The 18,081-nt window shown below is 68.1% G+C and carries 19 protein-coding genes; 3 read left to right on the plus strand and 16 right to left on the minus strand.

Translation table 11 applies throughout. The annotated features are described in order from the left end of the window. Positions 1-10: 10 nt before the first annotated feature. From EFAMC1_RS09520 to EFAMC1_RS09535, 4 genes are all read right to left on the minus strand, one after another. Positions 11-454, minus strand: a complete 444-nt coding sequence (locus tag EFAMC1_RS09520) for a division/cell wall cluster transcriptional repressor MraZ (protein WP_154054036.1) — start codon at positions 452-454, stop codon at positions 11-13. A 526-nt stretch (positions 455-980) separates the two neighbouring features. Then, positions 981-1,880 carry a site-specific tyrosine recombinase gene (locus EFAMC1_RS09525; protein ID WP_154054037.1) on the minus strand — a complete coding sequence of 300 codons (900 nt, stop codon included), beginning with the start codon at positions 1,878-1,880 and terminating at the stop codon, positions 981-983. Positions 1,881-2,032: 152 nt separating this feature from the next. Next, entirely contained in the window at positions 2,033-3,682 is a 1,650-nt protein-coding gene (locus EFAMC1_RS09530) for a CTP synthase (protein ID WP_154054038.1), read from the minus strand. A 129-nt stretch (positions 3,683-3,811) separates the two neighbouring features. Continuing rightward, entirely contained in the window at positions 3,812-4,309 is a 498-nt protein-coding gene (locus tag EFAMC1_RS09535; protein ID WP_154054039.1) for an NUDIX hydrolase, read from the minus strand. 522 nt (positions 4,310-4,831) lie between these two features. Between EFAMC1_RS09535 and EFAMC1_RS09540 the strand changes: the two genes are divergently transcribed. Then, positions 4,832-5,824 carry a tRNA threonylcarbamoyladenosine dehydratase gene (locus EFAMC1_RS09540; RefSeq protein WP_261981858.1) on the plus strand — a complete coding sequence of 331 codons (993 nt, stop codon included), beginning with the start codon at positions 4,832-4,834 and terminating at the stop codon, positions 5,822-5,824. Positions 5,825-6,084: 260 nt separating this feature from the next. Here the strand turns inward: EFAMC1_RS09540 and EFAMC1_RS09545 are convergent, their stop codons facing one another. Continuing rightward, positions 6,085-6,345, minus strand: a complete 261-nt coding sequence (locus EFAMC1_RS09545; protein ID WP_154054040.1) for a hypothetical protein — start codon at positions 6,343-6,345, stop codon at positions 6,085-6,087. 377 nt (positions 6,346-6,722) lie between these two features. Here EFAMC1_RS09545 and EFAMC1_RS09550 point away from each other — a divergent pair, with 377 nt between their 5' ends. After that, positions 6,723-7,658: a TatD family hydrolase gene (locus tag EFAMC1_RS09550; protein ID WP_261981859.1), complete on the plus strand. Its 936-nt coding sequence runs from the start codon at positions 6,723-6,725 to the stop codon at positions 7,656-7,658. Between the two features lie 142 nt (positions 7,659-7,800). Then, entirely contained in the window at positions 7,801-8,733 is a 933-nt protein-coding gene (locus tag EFAMC1_RS09555) for an SPFH domain-containing protein (RefSeq protein ID WP_154054041.1), read from the plus strand. Positions 8,734-8,863: 130 nt separating this feature from the next. Here EFAMC1_RS09555 and recN read toward each other — a convergent pair whose 3' ends face one another. The 11 genes from recN to EFAMC1_RS09610 form a co-directional block, all read right to left on the minus strand. Further along, positions 8,864-10,501 (minus strand): DNA repair protein RecN, encoded by a 1,638-nt coding sequence (gene recN / locus EFAMC1_RS09560; protein WP_154054042.1) that lies wholly within the window; start codon positions 10,499-10,501, stop codon positions 8,864-8,866. A gap of 65 nt (positions 10,502-10,566) precedes the next feature. Beyond that, positions 10,567-11,430: an NAD(+)/NADH kinase gene (locus EFAMC1_RS09565; RefSeq protein WP_154054043.1), complete on the minus strand. Its 864-nt coding sequence runs from the start codon at positions 11,428-11,430 to the stop codon at positions 10,567-10,569. A gap of 240 nt (positions 11,431-11,670) precedes the next feature. Then, positions 11,671-12,450 carry a TlyA family RNA methyltransferase gene (locus EFAMC1_RS09570; RefSeq protein ID WP_154054044.1) on the minus strand — a complete coding sequence of 260 codons (780 nt, stop codon included), beginning with the start codon at positions 12,448-12,450 and terminating at the stop codon, positions 11,671-11,673. Between the two features lie 3 nt (positions 12,451-12,453). Continuing rightward, a complete protein-coding gene (locus tag EFAMC1_RS09575) occupies positions 12,454-12,807 on the minus strand; it encodes an exodeoxyribonuclease VII small subunit (protein WP_154054045.1) in 354 nt (117 codons plus the stop codon). Positions 12,808-12,809: 2 nt separating this feature from the next. Continuing rightward, a complete protein-coding gene (gene nusB, locus EFAMC1_RS09580; RefSeq protein WP_154054046.1) occupies positions 12,810-13,460 on the minus strand; it encodes a transcription antitermination factor NusB in 651 nt (216 codons plus the stop codon). Between the two features lie 4 nt (positions 13,461-13,464). Then, positions 13,465-13,830 (minus strand): Asp23/Gls24 family envelope stress response protein, encoded by a 366-nt coding sequence (locus EFAMC1_RS09585; RefSeq protein ID WP_154054047.1) that lies wholly within the window; start codon positions 13,828-13,830, stop codon positions 13,465-13,467. 85 nt (positions 13,831-13,915) lie between these two features. Continuing rightward, on the minus strand, positions 13,916-14,482 hold the full coding sequence (gene efp, locus EFAMC1_RS09590) for an elongation factor P (protein WP_154054048.1): 567 nt from the start codon (positions 14,480-14,482) through the stop codon (positions 13,916-13,918). A gap of 203 nt (positions 14,483-14,685) precedes the next feature. Further along, positions 14,686-15,081: a DUF956 family protein gene (locus EFAMC1_RS09595; RefSeq protein WP_154054049.1), complete on the minus strand. Its 396-nt coding sequence runs from the start codon at positions 15,079-15,081 to the stop codon at positions 14,686-14,688. Positions 15,082-15,159: 78 nt separating this feature from the next. Further along, a complete protein-coding gene (locus EFAMC1_RS09600; RefSeq protein WP_154054050.1) occupies positions 15,160-16,077 on the minus strand; it encodes a PTS system mannose/fructose/sorbose family transporter subunit IID in 918 nt (305 codons plus the stop codon). Between the two features lie 19 nt (positions 16,078-16,096). Further along, positions 16,097-16,912 carry a PTS mannose/fructose/sorbose transporter subunit IIC gene (locus EFAMC1_RS09605; RefSeq protein WP_154054051.1) on the minus strand — a complete coding sequence of 272 codons (816 nt, stop codon included), beginning with the start codon at positions 16,910-16,912 and terminating at the stop codon, positions 16,097-16,099. Positions 16,913-16,924: 12 nt separating this feature from the next. After that, positions 16,925-17,920 carry a PTS sugar transporter subunit IIB gene (locus tag EFAMC1_RS09610; RefSeq protein ID WP_154054052.1) on the minus strand — a complete coding sequence of 332 codons (996 nt, stop codon included), beginning with the start codon at positions 17,918-17,920 and terminating at the stop codon, positions 16,925-16,927. Between the last annotated feature and the right edge of the window lie 161 nt (positions 17,921-18,081).

The raw sequence follows: 18,081 nt of genomic DNA on the forward strand, positions 1-18,081 counted from the left end.
TCACCCCTCGCTAGTCCTCGCCGTCGAGCAGCGCGTCGAGGTCAACCTCGAGCTCTGCCTGCTTCTCGGCCCACTTCTCCGCGTTCCACACGGCAAAGTGGTCCGCGTCGCCCACGACGACGACCTCGCGGCCGAGGTTGGCCTTCGCAAGGTCGGACTCGGGCATCTTGCCAAGCGCCACGCGGCCGGCCTTGTCGATGTCGACCGTGACCGTCTTGGCGTTGAGCGCCAGGCGCAGTGCCTTGTCCCTCTTGCTCAGCGGGTTGAAGCCGTTGGGAAAGCAGCTCTTGACCCACTCCTCGTGCCCCTCGGGGGTGAAGCCCCACAGCGCGCCCTTGACGAGGATGAGGCAGACCTTGTTGCCGGCCTGCTTGAAGTCGTCGCGATAGTCCGCAGGAAGGGTGATGCGCCCCTGGGCGTCCATGGAAACGGTCTTGGAGCCCGTCAGGTACATCTGTTCACTCCCTCTCGCGAACGGTCGCGACCGGCGTCCCGGTCTGGCCTTCCCCGCTGGTGCGCGGCGCCTCCACGGTTGGTAGGGCATCCGTTGCGACGTCTGGTCGCCGACGCGTGGCCTCTCGGCCGTCGCGCCCGTGACCTCCCGGTCGCGCGAACGGACGCCAACCTCCGCTTCCGCGTACAAGAATATTAGGGCCCTGGGTGTGACTGAGCAACCCTAAATCCGACTATTTGCCCCTAGCTTCCCCTCAGCGGCACTCAGCAGCGACTGGGCGGGAGGCAGGTGTCCCCAGAGCTTGTGGGAACATCCGTTTGTGCCACACAACGTTGGGGCAGGGGCTGAGAGGAGCGGCCAGGTTAGCATCAGTTAAGGCCTCTAAAAAGTCTCGACCAACCCTCAAGCTTTTGTCGAACCTGTGAAGGCGCAGCTCACGGCTGTCGTGTCCTGCATTGTCGCTGGTAGATGCACCTGTGGCCACCGCTGGTGACGGGAAGCGCGACGCCGGCATGCGCCCGCGCGGCTACGAGTGCGCGCGGGGGTGCGCCTCGAGGTAGACCTCGCGCAGGTGCGAGCGGTCGAGGTGCGTGTAGAGCTGCGTCGTGGAGATGTCGGCGTGGCCCAACAGCTCCTGCACGATGCGCAGGTCGGCGCCGCCCTCCAGCATGTGCGTCGCGAAGCTGTGACGCAGCGTATGCGGGTGCAGCCCGTCGATGCCCACCACCGCGCCAGCCTTCGCCACGAGCGTGTGCACGCTCTGACGCGACAGGCGACGCCCGCGGTTGTTGAGAAACACCGCCGAATTCGAGACGAGTGGGCTCACAAGACCCGACCGCCAGTTCTCCAGATAGTCGGCCAACGTGGCAGCGGCCGTACCCACGATGGGCACCACCCGCTCCTTGTCGCCCTTGCCCACCACGCGCAGAACCTGCTCGTCGAGCATGACACGGCGAAGGTCCAGCCCGCAGAGCTCGGAGACGCGCAGGCCGCAGCCGTAGAGCACCTCGAGGATCGCGTGGTCGCGCTGGCCCGCGGGGGTCTTGGGAAAGGGCTGGTCGAGGAGGGCCGCCGCCTGCTCGCGGCCGATGACGTCCGGCAGGCGCGAGGGCTTCTTGGGAAGCGGCAGGTCGGCCGCGGGGTGCGCCGTGGTGATGCGCTCGGCCACCATGAAGCGGTGGAATCCCTTGATGGCGGAGATGGCGCGCTCGACACTCGCGATGGAGAGCCCGCTCGCGCGAAGGTGGCTCACGTGGCCCTCGATGCGGTCACGCGTCACCTGGTCGGGCAGCGTGATGCCCTCGTCCCTGAGCCCGAGGACGTAGCTTCGCAGGTCGCGCCCATAGGCAAGCACGGTGTTTCTCGAGCACCCACGCTCGACCGAGACGTAGTTGAGGTACTCCTTGAGCGCATGCACCAGATCCACCGCAGACCTATCTCCCCAGCCAGCGGCCGCGCAGGCCGCGTCGCAAAACAAGAACCGTCGCCCCGGCAGACGGGGCGACGGTATTCTAACGCGATTATGTCAAGCTCGGCGTTGCGAGGGACGAGGCCTTGGGAAGGCCCAGCCGACCGGGCTTAGGCCTCCGGCGTCACCTCGTGGCGGTCGACGCCCTCGTGGTGGGCGATCGAGGCGCGCACGAACTCGCGGAACAGCGGCTGCGGGCGCGTCGGGCGGCTCTTGAACTCGGGGTGGAACTGCGCCGCGACGAACCAGGGGTGCACGTCCTCGGGAAGCTCGACCATCTCGACGAGGCGGTCGTCCGGCGAGACGCCCGAGACGCGCAGACCCGCCTGCTGCAGGCGCTCGCGGAAGGTGTTGTTGACCTCGTAGCGGTGACGATGACGCTCGTAGACGAGGCTCTCGCCATAGGCCTCACGGGCCAGCGTGTCGTCGGCCACCTTGCAGGGGTAGGCACCGAGGCGCATGGTGCCGCCCTTGGCGGTGACGTCCTCCTGGTCGGGCATGAGGTCGATCACCGGGTACTCGCAGTCGGGCACGAACTCGGTGGAGCTGGCGCCGGGCATGTCGGCGACGTTGCGGGCGTACTCGCACACGGCGACCTGCAGGCCCAGGCAGATGCCGAGGAACGGCACCTTCTTGGTGCGGGCGCGGTGGGCGGCCAGAATCTTGCCCTCCAGGCCGCGGATGCCAAAGCCGCCCGGCACCAGGATGCCGTCGGCGCGGCCCAGGACCTGCTCGACGTCGGACTCGTCGAGGTTCTCGCCATCGACGAGCTCGATGTTGACGTGGCGGCCAAAGGCCACGCCCGAGTGGTGGAGCGCCTCGATGACGGAGAGGTAGGCATCGGGGAGCTGCGTGTACTTGCCCACCACGGCGATGTTGGTCACGTCGTCCTTGGCGTTGGCTGCGTGCATGCGGTCGGTGAAGCCGTACCACTCGCTCATGTCGCTCGTGCGCGGGTCGAGGCCGAGGCGCTCGCAGACTTTGAGGTCGAAGCCCTGATCGGCGAGGTGCTTGGGTACGTCGTAGATCGAGGGGCAGTCGGAGTTCTCGAAGACGTGGTCGGCGTCGACGTCGCAGAAGCTCGCAATCTTGGCGCGGATGGACTCCTCCACCTCGTGGCCGGAGCGGCAGACGATGAAGTCGGGCTGGATGCCGAGGGCGCGCAGCTCCTTCACGGAGTGCTGCGTGGGCTTGGTCTTGACCTCGTGGGCGGCAGCGATGTAGGGCACGAGCGACACGTGGATGAAGCACACGTCGTGCGAGCCCTTGTCGCGGCGGAACTGGCGCATGGCCTCGAGGAACGGCTGGCTCTCGATGTCGCCGATGGTGCCGCCCAGCTCGGTGATCACCACGTCGGCGCCGGTCTGCTCCTCGATGCGGCGGAAGCGCTCCTTGATGGCGTTGGTGACGTGCGGGATGACCTGCACCGTGCCGCCGAGGAAGTCGCCGCGGCGCTCGCGGGCGATGAGGCTCTGGTAGATGGCACCGGTGGTGAAGTTGGAGTTGCGGGTGAGGTTCTCGTCGATGAAGCGCTCGTAGTGGCCGAGGTCGAGGTCGCTCTCGTAGCCGTCCTCGGTGACGAAGACCTCGCCGTGCTGGAACGGGCTCATGGTGCCCGGGTCGACGTTGAGATAGGGATCGGCCTTCTGCATCATGACCTTGTAGCCGCGCGACTTGAGAAGGCGCCCCAGCGAGGCAGCCGTGATGCCCTTGCCGAGGGACGAGACGACGCCGCCAGTGACGAAGATATGCTTGGTCATGTGGTTGTACCTGCGCTTTCCCGTAAAAGAACCAACAGTCTCTACGGGGTATTCATCCTAGCACTAGAGCCGCCCGCGCGCTTGGGCGATGCGCTGTTCTTCATACGCTCACCGCGGGCGGCGGGCCGCCTACCCCAGCTCGAAGATCGCGTGACCGTCACCCGCGCGATAGCGGCGCAGCCACCCGAGGCGCTCCACCGTACTCTGGGCGAGGGGGCGGGGAGGCTCCTCGGGCGAGAACCACCCCACGGCCAGGCTCTCGTCGTCGCCCACGAAGGGCTCGGAGTTGCCGGACGGGTCGGGCCGGCAGGCAAACGCGATGTCGACGAACTGGCAGCGGTCACCGTTACCGTAGACGTGCTCCTCGTGCTGGGCCATCACGCTCACGAGCTCGCTGACCACGCAGTCGACGCCCGTCTCCTCCTTGACCTCGCGCCGCACGGACAGCGCCGGCTCCTCGAACGGTTCGGCGATGCCGTACACGAGCGCCCACTCCCCCGTGTCGGCCCGTCTGCCCATGAGGAGGCGCCCCTCGTCGTCCTCCACGAACGCCGTGACCCCCACGAGCATGAGCAGGTCATGCCCGACCTTCTCCCGCAGGGAAAGCACAAACCCCGGCGTAGCCAAACGATCACCCTCCAAAAAAGAAAAGAAGCCCAGCGACCTGTCACCAGAAGCGCGCGGCGGCAGCTTCCCCAACACCGTTCCCGAGGGCCGGAGGGGGGTTGGGGCTGGGTGCGACGCATGAGGCTGTCACGCCCACCTTACCAGCACGGCCGCGCGATGAGTCGGTTTCGCCACGCCAATTGACGACGACGGGCACCGAGAAGGCAGTTCCGCGCCCTTATTCCCCCGAAGGCGCGGACGGACGAGCCCCTCCAAGCAAAACTATTCCGTTATCTAGATTCCCTTGGCCCCCTCTGGGGTAGCGACCCGTTGGCCAAAAAGTGGCACCACCATCTACCTGCTGCTTTATCAGAGCCCCTGGAGAGGCTACTTTGAGGATGGCACCAAAAATCTAGATAACGGAATAGTTTTTCTCCGGGCGCAGACTCCGGGTCTCCTTTCGCGCGGCCCCGCCAATGGGTAAGGTCTGTGGCACCAGATTTTCAGGGATTGTGACATCGAAACGACAGGACAGGAGACCCCGTGGCCCAGACTCGCGACACCGCCATGCCCGCGGAAACCGACTCCCACACGCCCGACATCGAGGACGAGCGCCCCGGCCATGACGCCTCCGAGGCCGAAAGGGCCGACGTCATGGCCGCAGACGGCACGGAGCTCGGCCATGCGACCGTCGCCGACAGGCCGGACGGCAACATCACCACGCGCCTACGGCCGCTCTATGGCGACGAGGGCCTCACCGCGCTCGCCGGCTCGCGCGTGCTCGTGTTTGGCCTGGGCGGCGTGGGCTCCTCGTGCGTCGAGGCCCTGGCACGCGGCTTCGTGGGCGAGCTCTACCTCGTAGACCGCGACGTCGTGGATCCGAGCAACCTCAACCGACAGGCCCTCGCGTTCGAGTGCACCGTGGGCCGGCGCAAGGTCGACGTGATGCGCGAGATGGTGGGCCAGATCAACCCGCGCTGCCACGTGGCGTGCCGCTGCCAGTTCGTGACGCGCGACAACCTGCCCGAGTTGCTCGCCTGGGCGGGCGCCGAGACCGACGCGACGGGAGCCGTCACCGGCCAGGGGCGCATCGACTACGTGGTCGACGCCATCGACACCGTGAGCCAGAAGCTCGCGCTCGCCAAGCTCTGCTGGGACGCGCGCATCCCGCTCGTGAGCAGCATGGGCGCGGCCAACAAGCTGCACCCCGAGCTCTTCCAGTTCGCCGACGTGAGAAAGACGCGCGTCTGCCGCCTCTCGCGCACCATGCGCAAGGAGTGCGCGCGCCGCGGCATCCGCCACCTCGAGGTGCTCTACTCCCCCGAGGAGTCGGTGCGGCCGCACGCGGTGGCGGGCTCGTCGCACGGGGGGCTCCCCAACCTGGGAACGGCATCGTTCATGCCGCCGATCGCCGGGCAGATGGTGGCCGGCCGCGTCATCCGGGCGCTCACCGGCTTCGAGCCCTGGCGCTGGGCGCGGGAGGCCCAAGTGGGAACGGGGCAGATGCAGGCCCTCGGCCTCGACGGGACGGCCTGAGCGGCGAGGCTCGGCTGGATGGGGCCCCACCTGGCTCCGTCCCCAATCGGACCTCAGGCCAGGCCCGACTCCGTCCCCAATCGGACCGCAGGCCAGACCCGGCTCCACCTCCCAATCGGACCAGACGACGGAGGCGAGCTGGGGGCGGGCAACGAAGTCGAACCAGGATCGGTCGCGCGCGTACTGCTCGTAGATGGGAACGCCCGTCTCGATGTCAAGCGTGTCGGAGCCGCCGCAGTGCACGGTGCCCGCGGGGATGCTCACGTGGTCGTGACGCGACGCGGGAATGCGGTTGCTCCAGCGCTCGGCGTCGAAGGCCCTCTCTCTCCCGCCTGGACGCGCCTCAGGGTACCTTCGAACCCCTCACGCGTCACGCCCCCATGAAGGCCGAGGCAGACGTGGGAGTCCGGCGAGGCGTCGAGGATGTAGTAGCTCTCGTCCTGCGTGTAGGCCATGCCAAAGCGGTCCTGCGCGCAGCCGGTCGTGGGATGCACCTGCAGGCTGAGGTTGCCGCCACCCACGGTGTCGAGGTCCGGCGCGGTGGGACGAGAGGGGCGCCCTGCCAGGGCGTGCCTGGCCCTCCGGCTACCGCCCTCCACCCGCGGACGGCCATACCCGCCTCGCGGACGACAATGGTTGGATGCTGGTCATTGGACACGCCACGGGTCGCATCCTCGCCGCCGATTGGCATGAGATTCCTCCTGACACATCGGGGTACCTTTGCAGGCTTGCCCCAAACGGCGGCCATCGCCTCCCTGCCCGGAGCCGGACCGCCATCGCCAATCGCCCGGTTCGGAGGCCTCCCCCATCATCCACCACAATCGCGTCTTGGCATTGCACCCTTTTGTTATAACAATGGCAACGGCACCCGACCCCAGGGCGCGGGCAGGGAGGCACCATGACACATCGCACGGCAGACGAGCCGCTCTACGCCCTCGCGACGCGTGACCTCCGCGCCAAGATTGCGAACGGAACGTGGAAACCGGGCGAGGCAACCCGCACCCTCTGGGCCGAGGCGTCACGAGAGCCGGCCGACGCGACGGCTGCCTCCGCCATGGGCGTGGCAAAGGCGAGGACGATGGACGAACTCTTCGACATGCACTGCCACCTGGGGTTCTTCCCGGATGTCGTCACTGCCGCGCGAGACCTGGATGCGGCGGGCGTGGGCGCGCTTTGCGCCACCGTGACACCCGGCGAGTACGAGCGCGTCGCAGCCGAGCTTGCCGGCGCCCCCAACGTGCGCGTGGGTGTGGGCCTCCACCCCTGGTGGGTGGCAGACGGCACCTGCGGCGAGGCGGACGTCGAGCGCGCGGCCTCGCTCGCAGCCACCTGCCGCTACGTGGCCGAGGTTGGCCTCGACTACGCACGGGGCCGCGACGCCACGCGAGACGCGCAGCTGCGCGCCCTCGACCGCATGCTCGCCGCCTGCGGGGACGGTGGCCACATGCTCTCGGTCCATGCCGTCCGCGCCGCCTCCGACGTGCTCGACGCGCTCGAGCGTCACGACACCGTCGCCTGCGGCAACGTCGCTGTGCTCCACTGGTTCTCCGGCACGAGTCCCGAGCTCACCCATGCCATCCGCCTGGGCTGCCGCTTCTCGGTGGGACCGCGCATGCTCGCCACGCGCCGCGGGCGCGAGTACGCGCGTCAGATCCCGCCCGAGCGCCTCCTGCTCGAGACGGACCTCCCCGCATCGACCGGGCAGGGCGCGACCCTCGGGCCCGGCAAGCTCGCACGCGAGCTCCGCCAGGCGCTCGACGCCCTCTGCGAGCTGCACGGCCCGGAGGTCGCTCGCGCCATCGCCGCCGCCAGCAGACAGCTGCTCGAGCTCTAGGCCGAAAGGCCTGGCAGCAGGCGGCCCACACCGACCGCCCGCCGAAAAACCCTAAGCCCCCTGTAAGCTCTCTCCCACACCCCGCTCGCCCCGCAACCCGACGGGTAGACTGAGGACAACGACCTCCTAGGAAGGGAGCGCAATGCTATTCCTCAACAGTCTCATTCCCGCCGTCGTCATCGCCATCATCGTGATATGGCTGCTCTCGCAGGCGTTCTTCGTGGTGAAGCAGCAGCATGCGGTCATCATCGAGCGGCTCGGCAAGTTCAACCGCATCGTGTACGCCGGCTTCAACGTCATGATCCCGTTCATCGACCGCCGCGCGGCCACCATCAGCCTGCGCACCATGAAGAACGGCTTCAACGTCGACGTGAAGACCGAGGACAACGTCACGATTGACCTCGAGATCTCGGCGCAGTACCGCGTCGACGGCCGTCGCGGCGCCAACGCGGCCGAGTCGGGCGTGTACAAGAGCTTCTACACGCTGCAGAACCCCGCCGAGCAGATGCGCGACTTCCTCACCGACGCGCTGCGCAGCGCCATCCCCGTCTACACCCTCGACGAGGTCTTCGCCAAGAAGGACGACATCGCCCGCGACGTGAACGAGACCGTCGCCAGCCAGATGGAGGGCTACGGCTTCCAGCTGGTCTCGACCCTCATCACAAAGATCGGCCTGCCGCGCGAGGTCGAGGACTCCATGAACCAGATCAACGCCGCGCAGCGCACCAAGGCCGCCGCGCAGGACCTCGCCGAGGCCGACCGCATCAAGCGCGTGACCGAGGCAAAGGCCGAGGCAGAGGCCATGGAGGAGAGCGGCAAGGGCATCGCGAACCAGCGCAAGGCCATCGCGCAGGGCATCAAGGACTCGCTGGGCACCATCCAGGAGAGCGGCGTCTCGGAGACCGAGGCGAACGCGCTGTTCATGTTCACGCAGTGGACCGAGATGATGAGCGACTTTGCGCGCAATGGCAAGGGCTCCACGGTGGTGCTGCCGAGCGACTTCCGCGAGAGCGCGAGCATGTTCGAGCAGATGATCGCCGCGAAGAAAGGCGGCGAGGGCAGCGACGCGCGCTAGGCGCCGCGGGGACAGAGCGTCCCCAACAAAGGCGAGCTAGGCGGACGAGCCAGACGGGGCGGGGCAGGTCGCGGGGCCTGCCCCGCCCCATTTTGTGCCGGCAATCCCCGTCGGCTGCACGGCCCGGTCCCTACGCCCAGCCAGCCTCGGCGAGCAGGGCCTGGGCGTGCTCGAGGGAGAGCTCGCTCGTATCGCCGGAGAGCATGCGGGCAATCTCAGCCACGCGGGCATCACCCGAGATCTCGGCAAGCTGGGTCTCCGGCACGTCGCCCGTGCCCGCATGCTTGGCCACGAGGTAGTGGCGCTCGCCCTGGACGGCCACCTGCGCGAGGTGCGTCACGACGATGATCTGGTGCGTCTTGGCGAGGTCTGCGAGCACGGCCGCGAGCGCGCGGGCCGTGGAGCCGCCCACGCCGGCGTCCACCTCATCGAAGACGAGCGTGTCCACGCCGTCGGCCTCGCCGAGGACCACCTTGCAGGCAAGCATCACGCGGCTCACCTCGCCGCCCGAGGCGATGCGGCGCAGGGGCCGTGCCGTGAGCCCGGCGCCGGGACGGTACATGAGCTCGACTTTGCTGGGGCCGGCGGCTCCCCACTGGGCGCGCGGCAGCCGCTCGAGCGCGACCTCGAGCTGGGCGGAACCCATCTCGAGCCGGCCCATCTGCGCGGTCACGGCCTTGGCGAAGCGCGGGGCCGCCTTGGCGCGCACGGCGTCGAGCGCGTCGGCCGCCTTGGCGAGCGCCGTCTCGGCCGCCTCCTGGGCGCGCTTGGCCTTGCGCTCGCGCTCGCCGGAGTCGCCGGCGGCCTCGACCACCTCTCGCGCGCGGTCGCGACGGGCAAGGACGTCGCCCATCGTGGGGCCAAAGGCGCGCATGAGGCCCTGGAGCGACGCCATGCGCTGCTGCATGCGGGCGAGCTCCTCCGGGTCGAGCTCCACGCCGTCGCGATAGTCGCGCAGCTGGGAGGCCACGTCCTCGATGTCGATGAGCGAGCCCTCGAGTGCGTCGGCGAGCGAGCCGAGCGCGTCGTCGTAGCGCGCGGCCTCGCGAAGGGTCTGGACGGCCCCCGAGAGCGCGTCGGTGGCGCCGCCGTCGCCAGCAACCGCCTCGCGCGCGCCCTCGCTGGCGCGGAGCAGCACCTCGGCGTGCTCGGCTCGCGGCAGGGTCTCCTCAAGCTCCTCGAGCTCGCCCTCCTGTGGGTTCACCTCATCGATGCGCCTGAGCTCGAAGGATGCCTGCTCGAGGCGCTCGGTGCCGGACTGCGCGAGCTCCCGGACGCGCGCGAGCTCGTCGGCCGCGGCCTTCGCCGCCGCAAGCGCGTCGCGATAGGCCGCGAGCGCCGAGGCCGCACGCTCGCCTGCCCAGGCGTCGAGCATGCCCGCGTGCGTGCCCACCGAGAGGAGCCGCTGGTGCTCGTGCTGGCCGCAGAGGTCGACGGTGGCGCCCACCTGCTCGGCAAGCTCGCGCACACTGGCCATGCGACCGTCAATCTCGACGCGGCCGCGGCCCGCCGCCTCCACGCGGCGGCGCACCACGTGGCCGTCGGCGTCGCCGGGCCCGAGGAACACGCGCCCCTCCACCAGCAGGTGGTCGGCTCCCTCGCGCACGGCACCGGCGTCGGCGCGCTCGCCCACGAGCAGCTTGAGGGCCGAGAGCAGCGCCGTCTTGCCGGCGCCCGTCTCGCCCGTGAGCACTGTGAGGCCGGCCGCGGGCTGTATGGTGGCGTCGCGGATGAGAGCGACGTTCTCGACATGCAGCTCGTCAATCACAAGCTTCTATCCCTCCCGCGACGAGGGAGCTGGCACGTGTCGGCACTCCCCACCTGACCTGCGGCTCATTGCTTCTTCCTCATGTTGCCGTAGAACACGCGCGACACCGAGTCGTAGAAGCTGCCGGCGTCGGAGTCGAGCAGCACCACGTCGCCGGGACCTCGCCTGACGGTGCAGCCCACGGCCTGGCCGCCCTCGGGGCACGTGACGAGCTGGCCATCCACGAAGACGCTGCGCTCGACCGGGCGCTCCGGCGAGAGCGAGAGCTCTACCACGTCCGACGACGACGTGAGGAACGCGCGCGCGAGGATGGTATGCGGCGCGATGGGCACACAGACCATGCCGTTGAAGTCCGGCGTAACGATGGGACCGCCCGACGAGAGCGCATAGCCCGTTGATCCCGTTGCCGTGGAGACGACGAACCCGTCGCCGCGCAGGCGGTCGATGTGGTTGTCGGACACCGAGACGTCAAACTCGATCATGTCGCCGAGGGCGCCGCGGGTAAGCGCGAGCTCGTTCAGGGCAAAGTGGTGCGTCTCGCGCATGAGACCGCCGCCGCAGTCGAACATGACTCCCACGTCGAGGGTGGCGCGACGACTCTGGTGCATCTCGCCGGCAAGCGCGCTCGTGACCGCCTCGACGATCTTGTCCGAGCCGGCACCCGTGAGAAAGCCCAGGTGGCCAAAGGAGAGGCCGAGGATGGGAATCTCGCGGTAGCCCACGATGCGCGCCGCGCGCAGGAGCGTTCCGTCCCCGCCGAGCGACACGACGAGCACGCAGCCCTCGGAATCGCACGTGCAGTTGGGCTCGCGCCTCTTGTCGTGAGCCCACAGGACCTCGACCCCCTCGTGGCCGAGCCACACCTCGAGCGTGGCCGCAGCCTGGACCGCATCGGGCCTCGAATAGTTGGGAACAAGCAGGACCCTCACGCGCACTCCCCCTCCGGCCATGGCAGCCGACCCACGCATGGGACACGCCCCGCGCGAGCCTCGTCTCAAATCGTGAGAAGAGTGTAGCACCCATACCGGACATAAATTCGATGCCCGAGGGGAGCGACCCGCAAGGAGGGGCCCACGGGAAGCGTCCCGCAGGGAGTGGCCACGAGGAAGGGCCGCAGGGAATGCCCCACAGGAAGTGGCCCGGGAGGTACGACGAAGTTACCCCCGGCCCTACGCGTCGGCCGAGACCATCGCCGGAAGGTCCACGTCGACGGGCTCACCGCCGCGCACGCCCAGGAGGAGGAACTCATGGTTGCCCTTGGCCCCGTGAATGGGGCTCGCGCACGCCCCGCGCACCGCGAGACCGGCCTCGGCAAACGCGCCGGCCACGCGCTCGAGCGCGCGCAGGCGCACGGCAGCGTCTCGCACCACACCGCCCCCGCCCACCTCGTCGCGCGCCGCCTCGAACTGCGGCTTCACGAGGGCGAGGAAGCTGCCCTGCGCGCACAGCAGGCGCATCACCGCAGGCAGCACGGTCAACACGGAGGTAAACGACACGTCGCAGACGGCCAGGTCGATCGTGCCCTCGCGCTCGGGCGTGGGCACGTCGACGATGTTGGTACGCTCAAGCAGCGTCACGCGCGCGTCCTGGCGAAGCGACCAGTCGAACTGCGCGTAGCCCACGTCGACGGAAAGGACGCTCGCCGCGCCGCGCGAGAGCAGACAATCGGTGAAGCCGCCGGTGGAGCAGCCCACGTCAAGGCAGGCCAGGCCGGCGGGGTCCATGCCGAACGCGTCAAGGCCGCGCTCGAGCTTGAGGCCGCCGCGACTCACATAGGGCAGCTGGCCGCGAACGTGCAGCTCGCAGCCGGGACGCACCTGTGTGCCGGCGGAGGAGTAGCGCATGGAGGGACCGGACACGTCACCGGCCATAACGGCGCGCATGGCGTCCGAGGTAGAGCGGAAGAAGCCCTGCGCCACGAGCTCCTCGTCGAGCCTGCGCCTGGCCATGGGCTACCTGGCCTGGGAGTCGGCAGGCTTGTCGGCAGACTTCTGCGCCGCGTCGCCCTCGGCAAGCTTGTCAGCAGACTGCTGCCCCGATGCATCGCCTTCGGCAGACTTGTCGGCCTGCTGACCGGCCTCCTCGTCCTCCGGAGGGGACACGAGGCGCTCCTTCTCCTCGGGCGAGAACGCGGCCTTGTCGACGAGGTCGACGGCACGCGTGCCCAGGGCGATGGCCTCGTCAAAGAGGTCGAGCGAGCGCTCGAGCGAGGTGTCCTTGTTGCGCACCGCCGAGACGATCTCATCCAGGCGGGCGGTGACGTCCGAGAAGTTGTCGTAGCCGGAGGCGTCGGGCTTGACGGCCACGGCTACTCGCCAGCCTGCTCGGAAGTGCCAAAGTCCTCGCCGTTGCCGTCCTCGGCCATATCGCCACTGGTAGCGTCGGCGCCATCGCCATCGGTCGCAACGGCGTCGGCCTCGTCCGCAGACCCCTCGGGGACATACCCGAGCGCCTCGGCCTCGCCCGCGTCCGCCGCGGCGGCAAGCTCGCCGGCCTCCTCGGCCTCGCGGCGGCGGCCCTCCTCGACCACATCGACGCCGGCCTCGATCTCGGACTGGATGCGCCCGAGGACGCCGTTCACGAAGCGCGACGACTCGTCCGAGCTACCGAAGGCCTTCGCAAGCTCCACGCACTCGGAGATGGAGACGGCCGCCTCCACCTCGTCCACGTAGAGCAGCTCGTAGAGCGCAAGGCGCAGCAGATTGCGGTCGGTCGACGACATGCGCGAGAGACTCCAGTTGCGTGCCGCGCCGGAGAGCACCGCGTCGAGCTCGGGCAGGTGGCTGCCCACGCCGCGGGCGAGGCGCTCGCCGTACTCGTCGAGCGGGCCCTTCGAGAGGATGTAGTCGCCGGACAGCACGTCATCGACGGAGCGGTCACAGGCCTCGGCCTGGAAGAGGATCTGCAGGGCCTGGCAGCGGGCAAGCGTGCGGCCGCCGAAGCGGAAGGAACTGGGCACGGGGCTACTCCTTGGGGAAGACGAGCTCGTCGATGCAAACGTCGATCTTGGACACGCGGACGCCGATCTGGGCGTCGACGGCGGCGGACACGGCCTCGCGCACCTCGGCGGCGAGCTTGGTGAACGGGTAGCCGAAGAAGACGGCGAGGCGCACGGTGATCTCAAGCGAGTCGTCTGCGGCCACCTCGCACTCGACGGCGTCGGTGGTGGGCTGGGGCTTGGAGGTCAGCATGGCGATGAGACCACTGGCGATGTCCTGTCCGTAGATGGACGCCACGCCCTCGACCTTCTCCGCGGCGTTGGCCACGATCTGGGACACGACGCTTCGCGCCACGCCCATGCCGGCGATACTCAGCTCGTTCGTGCTCATGCGGTGTCCTTTCCCGTGGCGTCCGCTCGGGCGCCGCGAACAGCGGGGCCGCGCACCCCGTGGGTGGCGGCCCCGAGACTGCGTGCTAGACGCGGGCGACGAACTTGCCCTCGCGCGTGTCGATGCGAACCTTGTCGCCCTCGTTGAGGTACATCGGCACCTGGATGGTGGCGCCCGTCTCGACGGTGGCCGGCTTCGTGGAGCCCTGGACCGTGTCGCCCTTGAAGCCCGGCTCGGTCTTGGTGATCTCAACCTCGATGAACATCGGCGGCTGGACCGTCAGCAGGTCGTCGTCGGCGTACATGAGCTGGCAGGTGTCGTTCTCCTTGAGCCACTTGGCGTTGTCGCCGATGAAGTCGGCCGGCACCGGGATCTGCTCGAAGGTGTTCATGTCCATGAAGTAGTAGTTGTCACCGTCGTTGTAGAGGTACTGCATCTCCTTGGTGGAGAGCATGACGGAGTCGAACTTGGTGCCGGCGTTGCAGGTCTGGTCGCCGATGACGCGGCCAGAGCGCAGGTCCTTGATCTTGTAGCGCACGAAGGCGCCACCCTTGCCCGGCTTGACGTGCTGGAACTCGACGAGGGTGAAGATCTTGTCCTTGATCTTGAGGCCCATGCCGTTCTTGAACTCGGCGGTGCTGATCTGCTGCATCTCGCTTCTCGCTTCCCTGGAACGTCCCGGACGAGCCGGGACCGAACAATCATGCAGCCCTGTATCTTAGCACGTATCCAAGATGACCTCAGATTCTGCAGAGGAGGGGGCGACGACTGCGTCCAGGGCTCGAACGGGCGCGCCCCCGGACGGGCACCCGCCAGACCGAGGGCGCGGACGGGTGCCGGCCAGGCTGCGGGACCCTACTCCCCGCGCCCGAACAGCCCGGCAACGGCGCGCGGGATGCTCGCGGCACCGGCCTTGATCACGTCGACGAACCCCGGCGAGCGCACCATCCTCTCAGCCCCCACGTGCTCGCGCACCGCACGCAGCGTGGCCTTGTTGTCGCGCGTTGAGAACGTAAAGTGGCGCCCGTCCCTGGTGAAGAGGGCAAAGCGCGCGATGTGCCTGCCGCCGAGCACCTCGGCCGCCACGTGGTCCACCTCGTCCCAGGGAATCTGCACGAAGTCCTCGGGGTTGCGCGCGTTATAGAACTCGAACGCGCGGTTTCCCACCATCACGCTGCCCTCGCTCGTGAGGCCCATGAGGTTCGTGGCCTTGATGGTGAGCTCCACCCTGCTGTTCTGCGATTGGGCCATGGGTCCCCTCCAAACGAAGGGGGCCGCACCCCACTTTGGTGCGACCCCCGAGGCCAAGCGACTGTCGCCGGTCCTAGCTTACATGAAGCCGAGGACGCGGCCGATGATGCCCACGGCGAACATGCCGAGGATGATCACAATCGGGCTGACCTTCTTCTTGAGCAGCCAGCAGCACAGAAGCGTCACGCCCACGGCGGCGAGGCCCGGGATCAGCGAGTCAAGGTTCTGCTGCAGCGTCACGGTCTTGATATTGGAGAGGCCCGTCGCACCGAGCGAGGCGTACTGCGTGAGGGCCTCCTTGATGCCGTCGGCGCCCGCCGGCAGCTGCGACCAGTCGATGAAGGCGCCGTCCTGCTGCGGGATCTGCGCCACGACCGGCGTGAACTTGATGGACACCCAGCGCTCGACCAGCGCACCGATGATGAACATGCCCAGGATCGAGGCACCCTCGGTCACCTTGCGCAGAAGGCCGCCGGAGAGGTCCTTGGCGATGTTGCTGCCCGCGTTGTAGCCGAACTCCTGCGAGTACCAGAGGAACGCGATGCGGATGACGTTCCACGCCACGAAGAACAGGATGGGACCGGCAAGGGAGCCGGACAGGGCGAGCGACGCGCCGAGCGCGCCGAGGATCGGGCGCACGGTGTACCAGAACACGGGGTCGCCCACGCCGGCGAGCGGGCCCATCATGCCCACCTTGACACCCTGGATGGCCGTGTCGGTGACGGCCATGCCGTTGGCGCGCTCCTCCTCGAGGGCAAGCGTCACGCCCATGACGGGGGCGGAAACGTAGGGGTGCGTGTTGTAGAACTCCAGGTGGCGCTTGAGTGCCTTGACCTGGTCATCCTTGTTGGGATAGAGCTTCTTGATCGCCGGGATGAGCGAGTAGCACCAGCCGCCGTTCTGCATGCGCTCGTAGTTCCACGAGCCCTGCAGGAACTGGTGGCGCCAGGCGACCTGGAAGCGGTCGTGCTTGGAAAGCTTGATGTTGTCTGCCATGGTCTTCTCCCCTCAGGCCCTAGTAGTTGTCCAGGATGTCGCCGAGCGGGTCTCCCGACCCGCCAGCGTTGCCACCGCCCTGCTTGGCCATGTCCTTGAGGCCAAGGTAGACGAGGGCGAGGCACACACCGATGACGCCGAGGGCGATGAGCGTGAGCTCGGAGATGGCGGCGAGGACGAAGCCGAGCGCGAAGAAGGGCCAGACCTCCTTGGTGGCCATCATGTTGATGACCATGGCGTAGCCCACGGCAGCCACCATGCCGCCGCCGACGGCCATGCCGCCCGTGAGCCAGGTGGGCATCGCGTTGAGCGCGGCAGTGACGGACTCGGCCGGGATGAAGCAGAGAGCCGCGGCGGGCACGGCGATGCGGACGCCCTGGAGGATGATCGCGAGGACCTGCAGTCGGTCGATGGCGCCGAAGTCAGCCTTCTCGGCCGCGGCGTCCATGCCGTGGACGATGGGGATGGCCAGCGTGCGCACGATCATCGTGAGGAAGAGGCCGGCCACCGACAGCGGCACGGCGAGCGCGATGGCCGTGTTGATGGCGTCGGACGTGTTGACCGAGCCGCCGTTGAGCGCGAGCACCATGATGATGGCGGACGCGACGGAGGCGAGCGCGGCATCGGGCGCCACGGCGGCGCCGATGTTGGCCCAGCCGAGGGCGATCATCTGGAGCGAGCCGCCCAGCATGATGCCCTCCGTGAGGTGCCCGCTCACCAGGCCGATGAGCGTGCACGCCACGAGCGGCTGGTGGAACTCGAACTCGTCGAGGATGCCCTCCATGCCCGCCAGGAACGCGACGAGGATGACGAGCAGAATCGTGATTGGTGACATGTGTCCCTCCCCTTATGCCTGATTGGCCTTGGCGAGCTCTTCCTTGGCCTTCTTGAGCAGGTCGTCGATGTTCTCGGAAGAGTCGGACGGAACCTTGCGAACCTCGAACTTGACGCCGAGGGACTTGAGCCTCTCGATGGTGTCGATGTCGGTCTGGTCCATGGAGATGACCTTGTTCACGACGACCTTGCCCACCGAGTGGGCCATCGAGCCGATGTTGACGTCCTTGATGTCGGCACCGCCCTCGATACACGCGAGGAGGTCCTCAGGGCTCTCGAAGAGCAGGAAGGCGCGGGTCTCGCCGAAGCGCGGGTCCTTGAAGACCTCACACATCTTCTTGATGGGCACCACGTTGGCCGGCACTCCCGGAGGCGCGGCCTGCGTGATCATCGTCTTGCGCAGCGTGTCGCCCGCGACGCCGTCGGAGACCACGATGATGCGCGTGGGGTTGACGTGCTTGGTCCACGCCGTGGCCACCTGGCCGTGGAGCAGGCGCGTGTCGATGCGCACGGCCGCGATCTTGATGTGGCCGTCACCGAGCACCGTGCCCGGCGGGATGGCGCCCTTGGGCGCGGCCTGCGCGGCCGTAGCGGCGGGCTCGGCCGGCTCGAGGTCCTCGGGCTGCACGCGCACGCCCTTGCGGGCCTCGCCGACGATGTGCTTGGCGATGTCGTGGGCCGTCTGGGATGCGTCGAAGCGGGCCGAGTATGCCTCGACGAGCATCGGCAGGTTGAGGCCCGTGACGAGCGCCCACGTGTCGTGCCCCTTGAGGTACGCGCTGATCTGGTTGAACGGCGTGCCACCCCACAGGTCGACGAGGAAGAGCACCTGCTCCTGGTCCTCGAAGCCTGCCACGGCCTTCTCGAGCTCTGCCCGGAAGTCCGCGGGTCCCATGGACGGCTTTAGGCTCACGACCGCGACGTTCTCCTGGTCGCCGAAGACCATCGAGCCCGTCTGCCTGATGCCTGCCGCAAGGTCGCCATGGCTTGCTAGGACGATTCCTACCATTCCCTACCTCCCTTTCGCGGAGAATAGCCTGCGGAACATGCATAAGTTTGCACCCGCGAGGCCGACGGAACGGCGAATGTGCATACTTTATAGGTGAACGGTCGAATTTCTGTTGATATGAGTCTTGTTACCTTATTATATATATAATAGTAAATTTATGC

The organism is Olsenella uli (assembly GCF_901212675.1).
In the GTDB taxonomy this organism is placed as follows: Bacteria; Actinomycetota; Coriobacteriia; order Coriobacteriales; family Atopobiaceae; genus Parolsenella; species Parolsenella uli_B.

Bases quoted from the DNA above. Each gene is read 5' to 3' on its own strand.
- EFAMC1_RS09520 (WP_154054036.1), bottom strand. From the start codon at position 454: ATGTACCTGACGGGCTCCAAGACCGTTTCCATGGACGCCCAGGGGCGC.
- EFAMC1_RS09530 (WP_154054038.1), bottom strand. From the start codon at position 3,682: ATGACCAAGCATATCTTCGTCACTGGCGGCGTCGTCTCGTCCCTCGGC.
- EFAMC1_RS09550 (WP_261981859.1), top strand. From the start codon at position 6,723: ATGACACATCGCACGGCAGACGAGCCGCTCTACGCCCTCGCGACGCGT.
- EFAMC1_RS09555 (WP_154054041.1), top strand. From the start codon at position 7,801: ATGCTATTCCTCAACAGTCTCATTCCCGCCGTCGTCATCGCCATCATC.
- EFAMC1_RS09570 (WP_154054044.1), bottom strand. From the start codon at position 12,450: ATGGCCAGGCGCAGGCTCGACGAGGAGCTCGTGGCGCAGGGCTTCTTC.
- EFAMC1_RS09585 (WP_154054047.1), bottom strand. From the start codon at position 13,830: ATGAGCACGAACGAGCTGAGTATCGCCGGCATGGGCGTGGCGCGAAGC.
- efp (WP_154054048.1), bottom strand. From the start codon at position 14,482: ATGCAGCAGATCAGCACCGCCGAGTTCAAGAACGGCATGGGCCTCAAG.
- EFAMC1_RS09595 (WP_154054049.1), bottom strand. From the start codon at position 15,081: ATGGCCCAATCGCAGAACAGCAGGGTGGAGCTCACCATCAAGGCCACG.
- EFAMC1_RS09600 (WP_154054050.1), bottom strand. From the start codon at position 16,077: ATGGCAGACAACATCAAGCTTTCCAAGCACGACCGCTTCCAGGTCGCC.
- EFAMC1_RS09605 (WP_154054051.1), bottom strand. From the start codon at position 16,912: ATGTCACCAATCACGATTCTGCTCGTCATCCTCGTCGCGTTCCTGGCG.
- EFAMC1_RS09610 (WP_154054052.1), bottom strand. From the start codon at position 17,920: ATGGTAGGAATCGTCCTAGCAAGCCATGGCGACCTTGCGGCAGGCATC.